Raw genomic sequence first — 12,947 nt, 5'->3', positions numbered from 1 at the left:
TCAGTTGTCCTCCATGAGAAAACTTGCGATGCGTTCACCGACAACGGTGGTCGGGAGGGCCGTGGTACCCCGCGGGATGTCCGGGAACACCGAGGCATCGGCGATGTACAGGTTGTCGATTCCATGCACGGCGCCGCGATGGTCGACGACCCCACCGGTGGCAGGCATGCCCATCGTGCAGGTGCCTACCGGGTGCCAATAGTGCCGATGATTGGCCGCAATCCAGTCCGTGGTGAGGCCCTCCATCGGATTGATCCGTGGGCCAAGGTATCTGGAGAACTCCGAGATGCCCGTATCAATGATCTCCTCAGCCCATTCCATGCCGTAACGCATGGCGTTCACATCGCGCGGGTCAGCCAGATAGCCGTGGTTCACTTCAGTCTTCAGTTCTCCGCCCACCAGCCTGAGAGTCAAGGCGCCACGCGAGCGCGGCTTGACCAACCCGATCGGCACCACGCATCGCCAGCCATGTGGGCTTGCCGGATCGCGCTCCGTCCATGGGTAGATGTGTAGGTCGAACGGTGCGTCACCGGCCTCCGGCGACTTCACCTTGGCAATGGCTTGCTCATCCGGAAGCCATTGTCTGCTCATGAATTCCGCGAGGGCATCGGCAAGTTCACGGGTGGCGGCGTATTCGAGTTGCAGTGAGGGATGATCCTGCAGCCCTTTCCCCACACCGGGAAGGTCGCATTGCACCGGCACGCCGACTCCGGCGAGCTCACCCGCGGGGCCGATACCCGATCGCAGCAGCAGCTCAGGGGTTCCATAGGCCCCCGCACTTAGTACCACCGTATCGGCATAGACCAGTGCGGGTTCCGGCGCAGTGCGATCCGGCGCGTACACGTAGACACCGACCGCTCGGCCCTGTTCGAGCCGTATGCCGGTGACCTCCACGCCACCGAGTACCGTCAGCCTGCCCGATTCGCGAAGATCATCAAGATAGGCGAAAGCGGTGTTGTAGCGGGTGCCGTCATCGGTGATGCTGACCGGCGAATAGCCGACTCCTGCACTGCCGTTCATAGACAGAAAGTCGTTGCGCTCTTCGAGGCCCTGGTCAACGACCGCGGCCACGAAGGCGGTTTGGAGCGGTTGGAGCTGCTCGTCTCGATAGTTCCGCAGATTCAGCGCCTTGCCTGCCAGCTCGAAGAACGGCTCCAGCTCCGACGAGCTCCACCCGGTCAGTCCCGTTGCAGCCCAACGGTCATAGTCGCCGCCCCAGCCCACGTTCTGTGTGGCGCCGTTGTGAGTCGAACACCCTCCGATGACCCGGCAGCGTTCGAACTCCAGATGCTGCCCGCCCGCTCCGGTTCCCCGGTAACCCCAATCATGTGAACTGGGGATAGTGGCGGCCGACAGCAGGTCCGCCGGCCAACGACCGGACAACGCATGCCCATAGTCTGGGCCGGCCTCTAGCACGAGCACCTTCCTGCCGCTGCCTGCCAGGCGCGCGGCCACCGCACATCCGGCGGTCCCGCCGCCGACAACCGCGACGTCAAACCTGTTGAGCACGTTATGCACCGATACTTTCCTTTTCGTTAGTGATGCCGGGAACGCCGTCCTGCGGCGAAGACATGTCTCGGCGAGCCGCCGTTGGCCGTTTACCGAACACACCGAGCAAGTACAGACAGCTGGCCATCCCCAACACGGCTGCCATCGGGACCAGCTGGCTCAACGTGTATTCGAGCCGATGCCCCTCAAACCCCTTCGGAAGCAATGCGTCTGCATCATCCCCGGAGCCGGTCCACCCCACCCCCACACCGGGCCAGAACAGCGAAACGACGGTAAACAGCATCGTCCCCACCGTCAATACCGTGACGATCCAGCCGCCGATCCGTCCACCGAAAACCTGGAACGGTCGCCGGGTATGCGGATACTTGTGCCGCAGGCGGATGAACGACGAGAACGTCAGGATGTAGGAGATCGCGGTGGCTGACACCACCAATCCGATTGCCGCCGAGAAGTACTTCTCGGCATTGCCGTGGGCAAAGATCATCGCCGCCGCCATGACGATCGTCGACACCACTGCCGACATGATGTTCACCCTGGCCGGAGAACCGTTGCCGGAAAACTTTCCAAGCCATGCCGGCCCTGCACCGTCGGTGAATGCCACCGCTTGCGCGCGACTGACCCCCATGGCCCAGGCCGTACCGCTCGTGAATAGACCGATGATCAGCCCGGCGGCCGCGACTTGGGCGGCCGCTTGTCCCAGCCCGTGCAGCTCTGCGGTCCCGTCCGGCGCGACACTACCGCCGTACACGGTGAACACGGCCCGGCACGCATCAACGAATCCGGTAACGGTTCCCAACTGATTCTTGGGCAGTACCAACAGAATTCCCAAGACCGGGATGCCGTAGAGCAACGTGGCAGTCAGTCCGCCACGCAACACCGTCAGCGGGACGTCCTTTTGCGGATTGACCATCTCTTCGGCCGCGTTCGAGGGCACTTCAAAGCCCAGGAAATTGAAGACAATCACGGGTATCACCGCAACGAATCCCGCATAGGTCCAGGAGAAGTCGCTGGTGTGCATGGGCTGCAGACCGTTCTTGTACGCATAGACGATCACCGACGCGATGAACAACCCCAACAGGGCGATACGTGCGGCGGCGCCCACCAGAAAGATCCATCGCCCAAACCGGACACTGGCGCCGATCACACACGCCGAACCCCATACGAAGACGGCGGCGGCCACCCATTTCCACAAACCCGGCAGCGGGAAGAAGAACTCTTCAAAGGTGACCACCGCGACGATGCAGAGCGTGCCACCGATCCACACCGGATTGGAGATCCAGTAGAAGAACTGATTGATACCTGCGGCGAACTTGCCGAACGCAAGCTTGGTCCACACATAGGGGCCGCCCTCTTGAGGGAAAGCCGACCCCAATTCCGCGGTGAGCAACCCGTACGGCAGGAAGAAGATGACTGCGACCAGCGCCATCCACAGGAGCCCTTGCGGCCCATAGGCGCTGACCGCGCCCAGGGTGTCGACACCCACCAACGCACAGACCAATACCGCGAAGACGTCCACGCGACGAAGGGTCGGATTTAGGGCGCGCCCCGAGCCGGACGGGGCGGTGTTGGTGCTGGTCGTCATCGATCCTCCGTGTGCCGTAGATCACCTGCGCGGCCCAGTGTGGTGGGTGACGTTCATAATTGTCAAGCATTGTTGTTTATTACGAACGCGCTATTCTTTTGCTGTGGCCACGACCGTCGACAAGGGGTTGTTGCTGTTGCAGGCGCTGGCCGCCGAGGAATCACGTACGGGCGCGCCGGTGACCAACACGTGGCTGGCCGACCAGTTGAACCTTGACCAGGCGCAGGTATCACGAATGCTCAGCGCGCTGGCGGCGGCCGGATTGGCAGAACGAGAGCCCGAGTCACGGGGATATCGCGTGGGCTCCAGGTACTTCGATATCGGTGCTGCCGCCATGCGTGTCGAGGTGCTCGCGAAAGTCCGCCCCGTGGTTCGGGGGCTGCTGCACGCCTGGCATGAACCCGCGTGGCTCTCGGTGCTGTCTCGCGGGCAGGTGCTCACTGTCCAGGCTGAGCCCAGCCAATGGTTCCCGTACTTTCCGGTACGAGTCGGCGCGATGACGCCGGCCTGGTGCAGCGGGCCCGGCCGCGCGCTCACCCAAGACCTTTCTCGCGAAGAGCTGACGACCTTGTTTCAGGACGAAACGTTCGTCGGCGGCGGACCTGGAGCGGTGCGTGACCCACTAGAACTTTTCGAACGAAACCTTCAGTCCGCCAAGATGATTGCGGTAGTCGCCGATAGCGAATTCGAGCACGATGTTGTCGAGTTCTCGGCCCCGGCACAATGCGATCAGCTGGATATGACGGTGGCCGTAAGCGTTGCCGTTCCCAAACACCGAATCTCCGGCCGGACGACGGCCATCGCCACCTCGGTGGCCGAAGCTGCGCAGGGTGTCACCGCATTACTGCGGGCCGCCAGCCCAATCGCTCCGAAAGCTGGCCGGCCAGCTCCCTGATAGTGGGGCCCAGTTCCCGGGCACGTGGCGCGAGGGTGTGCGTTGGCCCCTGGATATGCAGAGCGCACCGCACCGTCCCGGTGAAATCCCTTACCGGAGCGGCAATCGCATAAACACCAGGCTGAGACTCCCCGTCCACCAAGGAGTATCCGGCTTCACGCGAACGTTCCAACCGCTGATAGAAATCGGCCGTCGAAGTGGGTGTCGTCGACGAGTACGCGACGAAATCGGTATCCCGAAAGATAAGCTCCACTTCGTCGCGCTCACAGTCCCACAACAGCGCCTGACCGGCGTCGTCGCAATACAGCGGGAATGACCGGCCCACCCAGGACACCCCAGAGACCAACCGCTCCAGGACCGCGACCGAGCTATCCCCGCGGACCTCCGCGATGAAAGCGCTCTCCCCCGTTGCCTCGACAGTCTGGCGCAACGCCTCGGTTCCGAAAGTCCGCAGCCGGGCCGCCGCAATCTGTGCGGATACACCAAAGACTCTCGGGCTGGGCGCATACCGACGGTCGCCATCTCGTTCGAGAAAGCCGGCCGACTCCAGGCTGTGGAGAGTACGAGCGATCTGGACCCGGTCGCGGCCGAGATAATCGGCCACCATGGTGGCCGACAGCGGAGCGTCCGAGCCCGTCACTGCGCGCAAGACATCGAGAGCTCGCGCAAGGCTCTTGACCTCGACCACCACAGGCAGACGGTACCCGACCGCCCGCCGGTTTCACGTTCGCGCGCGCTGGGTGATGACGATGCACGTGAACACTACCGCAGCCGTGAGCGGGACCGCCGGGCTGAACCGCTCATCGAGCAGCAGTACCGCCCAGATCAGAGTCAACAGCGGCTGTGCCAGCTGAAGCTGGCTCGCGCGCGCCACGCCGATGAATCCCATACCCCGGTACCAGACCACAAAGCCACCGAACTGCGAGATCGCGGCCAAATAGGCCATGCCGATCAGTGCGTGGGCGTTCAGATGGACCGGTTCGTGCGGTAACGCCAACACCGTGACAAGCAGATTCACCGGCGCTGCCAGCACCACCCCCCAGGCGATCACCTGCCATCCGGGCATGCGGGCCGATAGCCGACCTCCTTCGGCGTATCCGGCCGCACAGACCAGTAGCGCGGCGAACAGGTAGAGATCGGCGAGGGTGGGACGCCCATGATTCTGCGCGAGAGTGAAGACGATGACGGTGGCCGCACCGACAGACGCTGCCGCCCAGAACGTTCCCGAATGGCGGGCTCCGGTGCGGACCGCCGCGATCGCCGCGGTTGCCATGGGCAGTGCACCGATTACGACGGCCGAGTGCGCGGTCGACGACGTCTGTAAGGCCAGCGTGGTCAGCAGCGGGAAGCCAACGGCGCAGCCGATAGCGACGACCGCCAGCGCACCCCAGTCCGAGCGCGCGGGCAATGGGCTGCGTGCCACGCCAAGAGCGATGAGCGCGAGGGCCGCGGCGACGGCGCCCCGGATACCGGTGGCGCTCCATGGCCCAAAACCCTCCAGTGCCCAGGCTGTCGCCGGGAAGCTGAGCGAGAAGCTCAGCACGCCGAGGGCCGCCAGCCCGGTGCCCTTGGATAGTGACGGCGTTCCCGCCTGCACAGTAGCGCTACTATTGTATCTCATGGATGATGGTAGCAGTCATCGCCAGGTGGCTGAGCAGGTGCGTGGCGAGATCCTGGCACTAGCGCCCGGTAGTCGCATTGCAAGCCACCGAGAGCTGGTCCGGCGCTTTCATGTCAGCGCGAGCACCGTCGCCGATGCGCTATCGCTGCTGGCGCAGCAGGGCCTGATCGAATCGCGGCCCGGGGCCGGATCCTTCCGCACCGAGAATCGCCCGGTGCCCCGGCCGGGCGACACCTCATGGCAAGAGACGGCACTGGAGCTCGGCCCACAAGAAGAATCCCCACCCGGGATCCGGCGCGTGTTCGATGCCCCGGGGCTGCTGAGCACCTTGGCGCCCAGCGCCGCCGACGTCGTCGATCTCAACGGCGGGTACCTGCATCCGGACTTGCAACCACTGTCGATGCTCACCGCGTCGCTGGCCCGCGCCGCGCGCCGGCCAGAGGCATGGGACCGTCCTCCTCCCGGCGGACTTCCCGAGCTCCGCGATTGGTTCGCCGCCGAACTCGGCGGCGGGCTTGGCCGCCAGGACATTCTGATCTGCGGCGCGGGCCAGAGCGCACTGTCCACTTCCCTGCGTGCACTGTGCCAGCCGGGTGACCCGGTACTACTGGAATCACCGTGCTATCCCGGCGCGACAGCCGCGGCACGTGCGGCGGGTCTGCGGCCCATCGCTATTCCGTTGGACATCAATGGGATTCGACCGGACCGTCTCAACGAGGCACTCTCACACACCAACGCTCGCGCGATCGTCGTGCAGCCTCTCTTCCAGAACCCAACGGGTGCCAGCCTCACACCGCAACGCCGCGACGAACTCCGCGAGATAGCCCGTCGGCATGGAGCATTCTTGATCGAGGACGACTTCGCCCGGTACATGGCCCACGATGACGGCAAACCGCTTGTGCCGCCATTGATCTCCGACGATCCCGACGGCACCGTGGTGCACATACGCTCGATGACCAAGGTGACGTCGCCCAACTTGCGGGTGGGAGCCATCGCCGCACGCGGGCCCGTCATGGCCCGTCTGCGCGCGGCGTCGGTCATCGACACCATGCTGGTTCCCGCACCACTGCAATACACCACCCTGGAGGTGGTGACCTCGCCGTCGTGGCGACGTGGCCTGGCGACTCTCGGCAAGACTCTCAAACACCGGCGCGCGACCGCCCGCGACGCCATCGCCGCGGCCTTCCCGACCGAACTCACCCACTACCCGCGCGGTGGATATCACCTCTGGGTGTCGCTGCCCCCGCAGTCCGACAGTCGGCAGTTCGCCGCCGAGGCACTCACCCGGGGGGTGGCGATCACCCCGGGAGACAACTACTTCACCAGCGGCGGCGGCAGGCCACATATCCGGATCAGCTATGTCGCCGCCCCGTCTCCCGCCGATATTTCTGAGGGAATACGACGCCTGGAACCTTTGGTCAGCAAATATATTGCCGAGGGCGCCGGCTAGTAGCCCAATGTGTGCACACCACACAACGCGGCACGACGGGCGCCGAACTCTGTGAGCTAGGTGGCCGAAAGCTGTGAGATCGCTGCCGCTAATGTAAATGAAGACCGTTTTCATTATCATTAGCGAGAGGGCATATGTTGGCTGCTCCGGTGTGGATGGCGTCGCCGCCTGAGGTGCATTCAGCCCTGCTCAGCAGTGGTCCGGGCCCCGGCCCCCTGCTCGCGGCGGCCGCCGAATGGTCGTCGTTAGGCGCGCACTACAGCGCAACTGCCCAAGAACTCCGGGCAATTCTGGCCGCCACCCACGCGAGTGCATGGCACGGCCCAAGCGCGGAAACGTATGTGGCAGCACACACTCCATACCTGGAATGGCTGAACCAGGGAGCCCTCGAGAGCAACGCCCGGGCAGTCCAGCATGGAGCCGCCGCCGGCGCCTACAGCACCGCGCTGGCCGTGATGCCCACTCTTGCCGAGCTTGCCGCCAATCACGCCACACACGCGGCACTGGTGGCAACAAACTTCTTCGGAATCAACACAATTCCCATCCTCGCCACCGAGGCGGACTATGTCCGCATGTGGGTGCAGGCCGCCACCACGATGGCGACCTACCAAACGGCCTCCGAGGTGGCGTTGGCGTCCGCCCCTCCCTCAACACCACCGCCGTCGATCCTGCACGATCATGATCACGGACACGACGATCACGACCATGAGCACGGTCACGATGACGACCATGGGCACGGAGATCTGGACCCGACCGACCCGGAATGGTGGGTGCATGTGGCCGGAGAGATGGTCGAGCATTTCGAGTTGCTGCTCAACAACCTGCTCACCGATCCCGCCGCGCTGCTCACCAACCTGCCAATGGTCTTGGCAGATGTGGCCTTCCACGCGGCCCAATTGGCGTCGACAATCGGCCAGTTCGCGCCGGCACTGATTCAGCCGGCGTTGGCTCTGGCGATCGCCAACCTGGGTTGGGCGGCCGGGTTCGCGGGCCTGGCCGGAATCCAGCCGTCACCGGAAATCCTTGCCGTGGAACCGGGTTCCGTTGAAGATGCTCCCATGGCAGCGTCCGCCGGCACGGCTCTGGCACCCAGCCCGCCCGCTTCGGCCGCCGCCCCGGCAGCGCCTGCAAGCGCCCCCGCACCCACCGCATCCGGTACCGCGCCCGCTCCGCCATCCCCGCCGCCCGTGGGCGACCCGGGATTCTCCTTCCCGTATGCCGTCGGTGGCGGGCCGCGTCTCGGCACCGGGTTGGCGCTGGCGGCTCAAGTACGTAGGGGAACCAGTGCGGCAGCGCGGTCCTCGGCGCGAGAGCAGGCCGCCGCCGCGGAAACCGCAGCGGCCCGTCAGGCACGACGACGGCGAGACAAGGGCAAGCAACAGGGTCGCGGCATCGAGTACATGGATATGAATGCCACTGCACGGTGCGAGGAGCCCGCTCCTGACACGACCGCCTCGCATCGCGGAGCCGGCACCATGGGATTCGCCGGGACCGTAATCAAAACGGGCGCAACGGCGTCAGGGTTGGCGATGCTGAGTCGCGACGACGACTTGTTCGAGGGAGTGCGGGCGCCGATGGTGCCCAATACGTGGGACCCGGAGCACGGCCGCCAGGACTAAGGCGGTGAAGCGCAGGCTGATCGGCTGACTAACGATCGCAAGGAGCGATATCTCGCCCATGCGCGCGGGACTCCCGTGTCGAACCGCGTACGCCAGGAAACGCATACTCCGGAACCAGAGTGAAATTACTCCGCGATCAAACTGCCATCACGTCGCTACCCAATAGCGTTGGCCTGCACTGGACGTCGGTAGGAACCGGCGACTTCTACACCTACCAGGACCTGCAACTCTTCCAGGCCGGCACCAACGACTACGACAACAACCACCAGATGACGGCGATGCCCACCTATCTGCTGACGTTCGATCATGGCCGCTACGTTGGACCCGTCACCGACCACGCGTATTCGTGGCTGCAGGGCCAAGTCGACAAGACCGACCCCACGCTCATTCACCTGACCGTCCATCTGATCAGGAACGGCAAGTCGGCCCAACCACAATTTCGAGCCCGCTACGCAAACCGGCGAATCACCCTGATCGACTCCATCCCAGCCGACGCAGTTCCAGTGAAATGATAGTTGAGCATGAACGTGCTCGAAGGCTGAAGTGAATCCGTTGTCTGCCAGAAACTCTCCTGCACCGAACCGATCGACACCACCTGCCCTGCAGGTCGTTTCGCGTACACACTGCTAGCTGCCGTCGCGACCATGGGGCGTGAGGTTCTGGCTGAGAGCACGAAGGCCGGCCTCGCTGCTGCTCGATCCCGCGGCGCGAAGATCGGCTGTCCCCGCTCACTTTCTGCTGCGGACCGGCGGCACGCGAAGATGCTGTTTGACGGCGATAGCTCCGCAGAAGAGATCGCAGCATCGCTGCGCTGTTCCAAACGCACCGTATATCGCGCGTTGGCCGCTTAAAGCCCAGCCGAGGGGCGGGTGGATGTGGCCTGGCCTCTGAGGGAACTGCGCCGGTGCTCGCCCTTGGGTCAGTGAAAGACGCCGTCGCAGGCTTGGAGTACCTGGTGTGTTTCGTCATACATCTGGTTGATGATCTTGTAGTAGTTGATCTGTCGTTCCGTCGTTTTTGCTTGCGGGGCGTCAGGGTCATTGCGAGCGTCGCGCACGAGATTGAGCGCCTGTTTTGAGAGGCTGGCGACGCGGTGCATCGATACTCCGATATCACCTTCCGGTATTGGAGCTGCGTAGCGGTTGATCTCGTCGGACCAGTCTTGGTAGGCGGACAGGCTCGGGCCGTTGGGCAGGATCGTTGGCCCGTCGATCATCTCCTTGTGCTCAGTGAAGTAGTAAATGCCATGCACGGCATTTACGCAGTCTCGCTTGAGGGTTCGGTTTGGTTGATCGGCGAAATAGGTAACTGCTGCGGCGAAGATGGCGGTTGTCAGCCCGATTGCTACTGCGATCAATACCTGCTTTCGCCCTGACATTAACGCCGGGTAGTCGGCTGCAGAGTGGGGCGGAGCGGCCCCGGCTGCGCTTGCGGCCGAGTTCAAGAGATCGACACGGCTCTGTGTGCGGTGCCGGACATGTTCACTCCACAGCACCGAAACCAGGAGCAGCACCGCGAATACGGTGTAAGCCAGTGCATGCCGATTCTTATCGTTGATGAAATCGCCAACTGCGAAGGCGAGGAACAAGATTGGTGATATCCGCTGAAACCATTTGGCCCAAGAAGGTGCTCGGCGTTGAACGCCAAGAGCGATAGTGGCCAGTCGAACGGCCGCGGACAGCACCGCGGGGTCGCGCGGAATATCGCCGCGCGAAATTGCCGTGGCGGCTTGCCGCCGCTGGACCCGGTTGAGTCCGGCTAGCGCCGTAGCGAACGAACGGCGAACCGGCTGCTGAATCAACGCAAACATGGTCGCTAACCCCACGCTGAAAGCAGTCACTTTAACGATGAAGAACAGCCAGCCGCGGGTATCGCTGTCGGACTGCATCAGCAGCCACATCGGCGCGGAGACCGCCGTCATCAGGCACACCATCGCCAACCAGTTGACCCACCAGGGCGCCACCGACATGCGTATCCACACAGCAAACATTCTTGCACAGCGTCTGCAGGCGCCTTCTCGTGCTCAGGGAAGCGGGTTGAGCGCACCGGGCGTGAGATCGCGTTGGCTAAAGGGTGTGCCGAACTATCGGCCAACCAGGGTCGCTGTAAGTAGTCAAACTTTGCCCGTCTTGGTCCGGCTCCAAAGCCGCGTCCCGACGAACCCGAACAGAGAGCGCTTCTACTTGTGTTGTGCCCCGGCACATTGCAACGAGTCTATATATCGCCGCCTGCGTTGATCTGATCGGTGATCAGCTGTGCGATGGCCTCGGCTTTGTCGGTTATACCGGGTTCAGCGGGGTGCTTCAGATCGGCGAAGTCCATGATTTCAACATCAATGAGATAGCGCGATACTTGGGCCAAGGCACGTTGCACGGGCATCGGGCGGCTACTGCCCGTTCCGGAGAACATCAGCACCGTGGTCATCAGGTCGCCGGCATCGGAGATGGGGCCGATGTCGTAGCGAAGCGTGTAGTTGGCCCTGACTATGACCGCAGTTTTGCCTTCACATCGGCGCCAGTCGGCCGCCAACCGTCGGTACCAAGAACGGGCGCTGTCAGAGGTGTCGAGTTCGATAACCCCGAATGTGGTCCGCAAGTCCGGTGCGGGGAACTGCATGTGGCCGCGCTCGGTGTTCCAGGTAATCCGGGTTGCGGCGTGTACTGGCGCTTGCTCATAGGTGTGCCGCATGACTGGCGCATGGACCTTGATGCACTCCACCAGGGATGCGCCGGCCATGCCATCCGGCAGCATCTGCACCCCACCAGGTCTGCCGCCGTACCTGGCCTGCATCGGCGAACGCAGCACTCGGGATAGTTCCGCTTGATCGGGCAACACCCTCGTAATCGGACGCTCGGGCGGGTCAGGGGGCGGTGCAGGCTTGAGCGCCCGCCCGTTAACTAGCTCCGAACAACCAACCAACATCGCAACCACGACAAGCAGTGCTTGCCACAACGCCATTCGCAGCCACATCGCAACTGCTACTGATCCTGCCCGGACACCGTGAACTGGAAGCCATCGAGAATGGCTTGCTTACTCGCAACGTAGGCAGGGTTGTCGGGGTCGGTGGTTTGGATGGTTACGATCGCGGCCCAGGTTTTCGCGCCGTCCTCGGCTGCGGTGATGAGCGCCGTGACCGGTCGATTCTGCAGGGTGTAGGTGATTGTGCTGCTCGGGTGCCCGCACACAGTTCCCGCAGTGCGGGACTGCACGGCCATACCGCCCTGTTCCACGCCGGTGATCTCGGCATCTATCCCCTGCTGGGCGGATGTGACCTTGCCGGTCAGGTCTTCCAAGGTCACCACCGCGTTCGGTGTGAAATCGTTGGCCCGCAACCCTATATTGGTGACGGTGCCGCGGATCATCGGCGAATTCATCGCCGCCGTGTACTCCCATCCGGCCGGTGTGGGCAATGCCAGCTTCGGCTCTTCGGCAGCCTTGGTATCCAACATGACCCGGTGAACGTCACTAGCCGCACACCCTGCGGCGGTGGCTGCCGTCGACGGCGTTGATGACGTAGCCGGTGAGTCAGATGCAACGGTCGGTGACTGAGGTGACGAACACCCTGCGGCGCCCACAGCAACTACCGCGCCAAACAACGCCACTAACAAGCTAAAGCTTTTCACAGCAGAACCTCTTTCCGCTCAACGATTACTGGCTCGTCAATACTTGTCGTGCTTATTGCGGCTCCTGCGCAGGCGCCGACGCAACGGCAGGGTAATCCGGTCGAACGTTTTATTTCCTAGTGGCGTATACCGGAGAACAAAAAGAAATCGGGCTGACAAGAACAACAAAATACATCCGAAAGCGATTGCGAGATTTGGCGATACGAAGAGAAACAGCGCCGCCGCCGCTGCGGGTGCCAGCCAGGACCGGGCAGTTGACATCTCCTTATAGGCGTCTTTTCTAGAGCTAAATACGGGTGATACCAGGACTATGTAGTTCAGTATCAGAACGAGGTAGAACAGCCCTTTTAGCACTCCATCTGCGGTCATGAGCTACTACCCGGTGATGCTGTGTCGTGTCGCCGCCGTACCACGGTAGCGATATTCAGCAAGATGACAACAGCGCCGCATACAGCGCCGGTCTTCAGCGCCTGTGAGTCCGACAGCGTATATAGCCCGAAGGTTGTCAGCGCCAGGAACGCCATCGCTCCGGTCGCCAGTGCCGATAGCTGAATAGATGAAACGCGTTCCGGGAGCTGGATGAGGACGAGCGTGATTGCTAATCCGAGAAAGCCGATTATTACTGCGGCTACTGTGAGCATGGTTTCT

At 63.1% G+C, this 12,947-nt stretch carries 12 protein-coding genes and 1 pseudogene; 5 read left to right on the top strand and 8 right to left on the bottom strand.

Annotated features, from left to right (window positions below; genetic code table 11):
- Both MAB_RS04285 and MAB_RS04280 read right to left on the bottom strand, forming a co-directional pair.
- Window positions 1–1,518: a GMC family oxidoreductase gene (locus MAB_RS04285; RefSeq protein ID WP_005113282.1), complete on the bottom strand. Its 1,518-nt coding sequence runs from the start codon at window positions 1,516–1,518 to the stop codon at window positions 1–3.
- Complete coding sequence (locus MAB_RS04280; RefSeq protein ID WP_005133405.1) at window positions 1,511–3,091, bottom strand: APC family permease; 1,581 nt, start codon at window positions 3,089–3,091, stop codon at window positions 1,511–1,513. Before MAB_RS04280 ends, MAB_RS04285 begins: the two co-directional genes overlap by 8 nt.
- A gap of 103 nt (window positions 3,092–3,194) precedes the next feature.
- Between MAB_RS04280 and MAB_RS04275 the strand changes: the two genes are divergently transcribed.
- Window positions 3,195–3,986: an IclR family transcriptional regulator domain-containing protein gene (locus MAB_RS04275; protein WP_005113280.1), complete on the top strand. Its 792-nt coding sequence runs from the start codon at window positions 3,195–3,197 to the stop codon at window positions 3,984–3,986.
- Here MAB_RS04275 and MAB_RS04270 read toward each other — a convergent pair.
- Together MAB_RS04270 and MAB_RS04265 are read right to left on the bottom strand one after the other, a co-directional pair.
- Window positions 3,925–4,677 (bottom strand): IclR family transcriptional regulator, encoded by a 753-nt coding sequence (locus tag MAB_RS04270; protein ID WP_005083380.1) that lies wholly within the window; start codon window positions 4,675–4,677, stop codon window positions 3,925–3,927. The genes MAB_RS04275 and MAB_RS04270 overlap by 62 nt on opposite strands.
- Window positions 4,678–4,707: 30 nt before the next feature.
- Window positions 4,708–5,583 (bottom strand): DMT family transporter, encoded by an 876-nt coding sequence (locus MAB_RS04265; RefSeq protein ID WP_005113278.1) that lies wholly within the window; start codon window positions 5,581–5,583, stop codon window positions 4,708–4,710.
- 22 nt (window positions 5,584–5,605) lie between these two features.
- Between MAB_RS04265 and MAB_RS04260 the strand changes: the two genes are divergently transcribed.
- The 4 genes and pseudogenes from MAB_RS04260 to MAB_RS04245 form a co-directional block, all read left to right on the top strand.
- Entirely contained in the window at window positions 5,606–7,057 is a 1,452-nt protein-coding gene (locus MAB_RS04260) for an aminotransferase-like domain-containing protein (protein WP_021268999.1), read from the top strand.
- 134 nt (window positions 7,058–7,191) lie between these two features.
- Window positions 7,192–8,676 (top strand): PPE family protein, encoded by a 1,485-nt coding sequence (locus MAB_RS04255; RefSeq protein ID WP_005113275.1) that lies wholly within the window; start codon window positions 7,192–7,194, stop codon window positions 8,674–8,676.
- 119 nt (window positions 8,677–8,795) lie between these two features.
- Entirely contained in the window at window positions 8,796–9,188 is a 393-nt protein-coding gene (locus MAB_RS04250) for a hypothetical protein (RefSeq protein ID WP_005086712.1), read from the top strand.
- 69 nt (window positions 9,189–9,257) lie between these two features.
- A pseudogene (locus tag MAB_RS04245) lies at window positions 9,258–9,527 on the top strand (recombinase family protein); the annotation flags it as partial.
- Between the two features lie 68 nt (window positions 9,528–9,595).
- Here MAB_RS04245 and MAB_RS04240 read toward each other — a convergent pair.
- The 4 genes from MAB_RS04240 to MAB_RS04225 all read right to left on the bottom strand — a co-directional run bounded on the left by MAB_RS04240 (window position 9,596) and on the right by MAB_RS04225 (window position 12,668).
- Window positions 9,596–10,645 carry a hypothetical protein gene (locus MAB_RS04240; RefSeq protein ID WP_005086713.1) on the bottom strand — a complete coding sequence of 350 codons (1,050 nt, stop codon included), beginning with the start codon at window positions 10,643–10,645 and terminating at the stop codon, window positions 9,596–9,598.
- Window positions 10,646–10,890: 245 nt separating this feature from the next.
- Window positions 10,891–11,598: a sensor domain-containing protein gene (locus tag MAB_RS04235; protein WP_074338394.1), complete on the bottom strand. Its 708-nt coding sequence runs from the start codon at window positions 11,596–11,598 to the stop codon at window positions 10,891–10,893.
- A 56-nt stretch (window positions 11,599–11,654) separates the two neighbouring features.
- Window positions 11,655–12,251 (bottom strand): LpqN/LpqT family lipoprotein, encoded by a 597-nt coding sequence (locus MAB_RS04230; protein ID WP_255765299.1) that lies wholly within the window; start codon window positions 12,249–12,251, stop codon window positions 11,655–11,657.
- Window positions 12,252–12,335: 84 nt separating this feature from the next.
- Window positions 12,336–12,668: a hypothetical protein gene (locus tag MAB_RS04225; RefSeq protein ID WP_074324997.1), complete on the bottom strand. Its 333-nt coding sequence runs from the start codon at window positions 12,666–12,668 to the stop codon at window positions 12,336–12,338.
- Window positions 12,669–12,947 lie beyond the last annotated feature (279 nt).

The organism is Mycobacteroides abscessus ATCC 19977 (assembly GCF_000069185.1).
Lineage (GTDB): Bacteria > Actinomycetota > Actinomycetes > Mycobacteriales > Mycobacteriaceae > Mycobacterium > Mycobacterium abscessus.
Note: the sequence above shows the minus strand (reverse complement) of the source record. Positions and strands in the feature narration are given on the sequence as shown.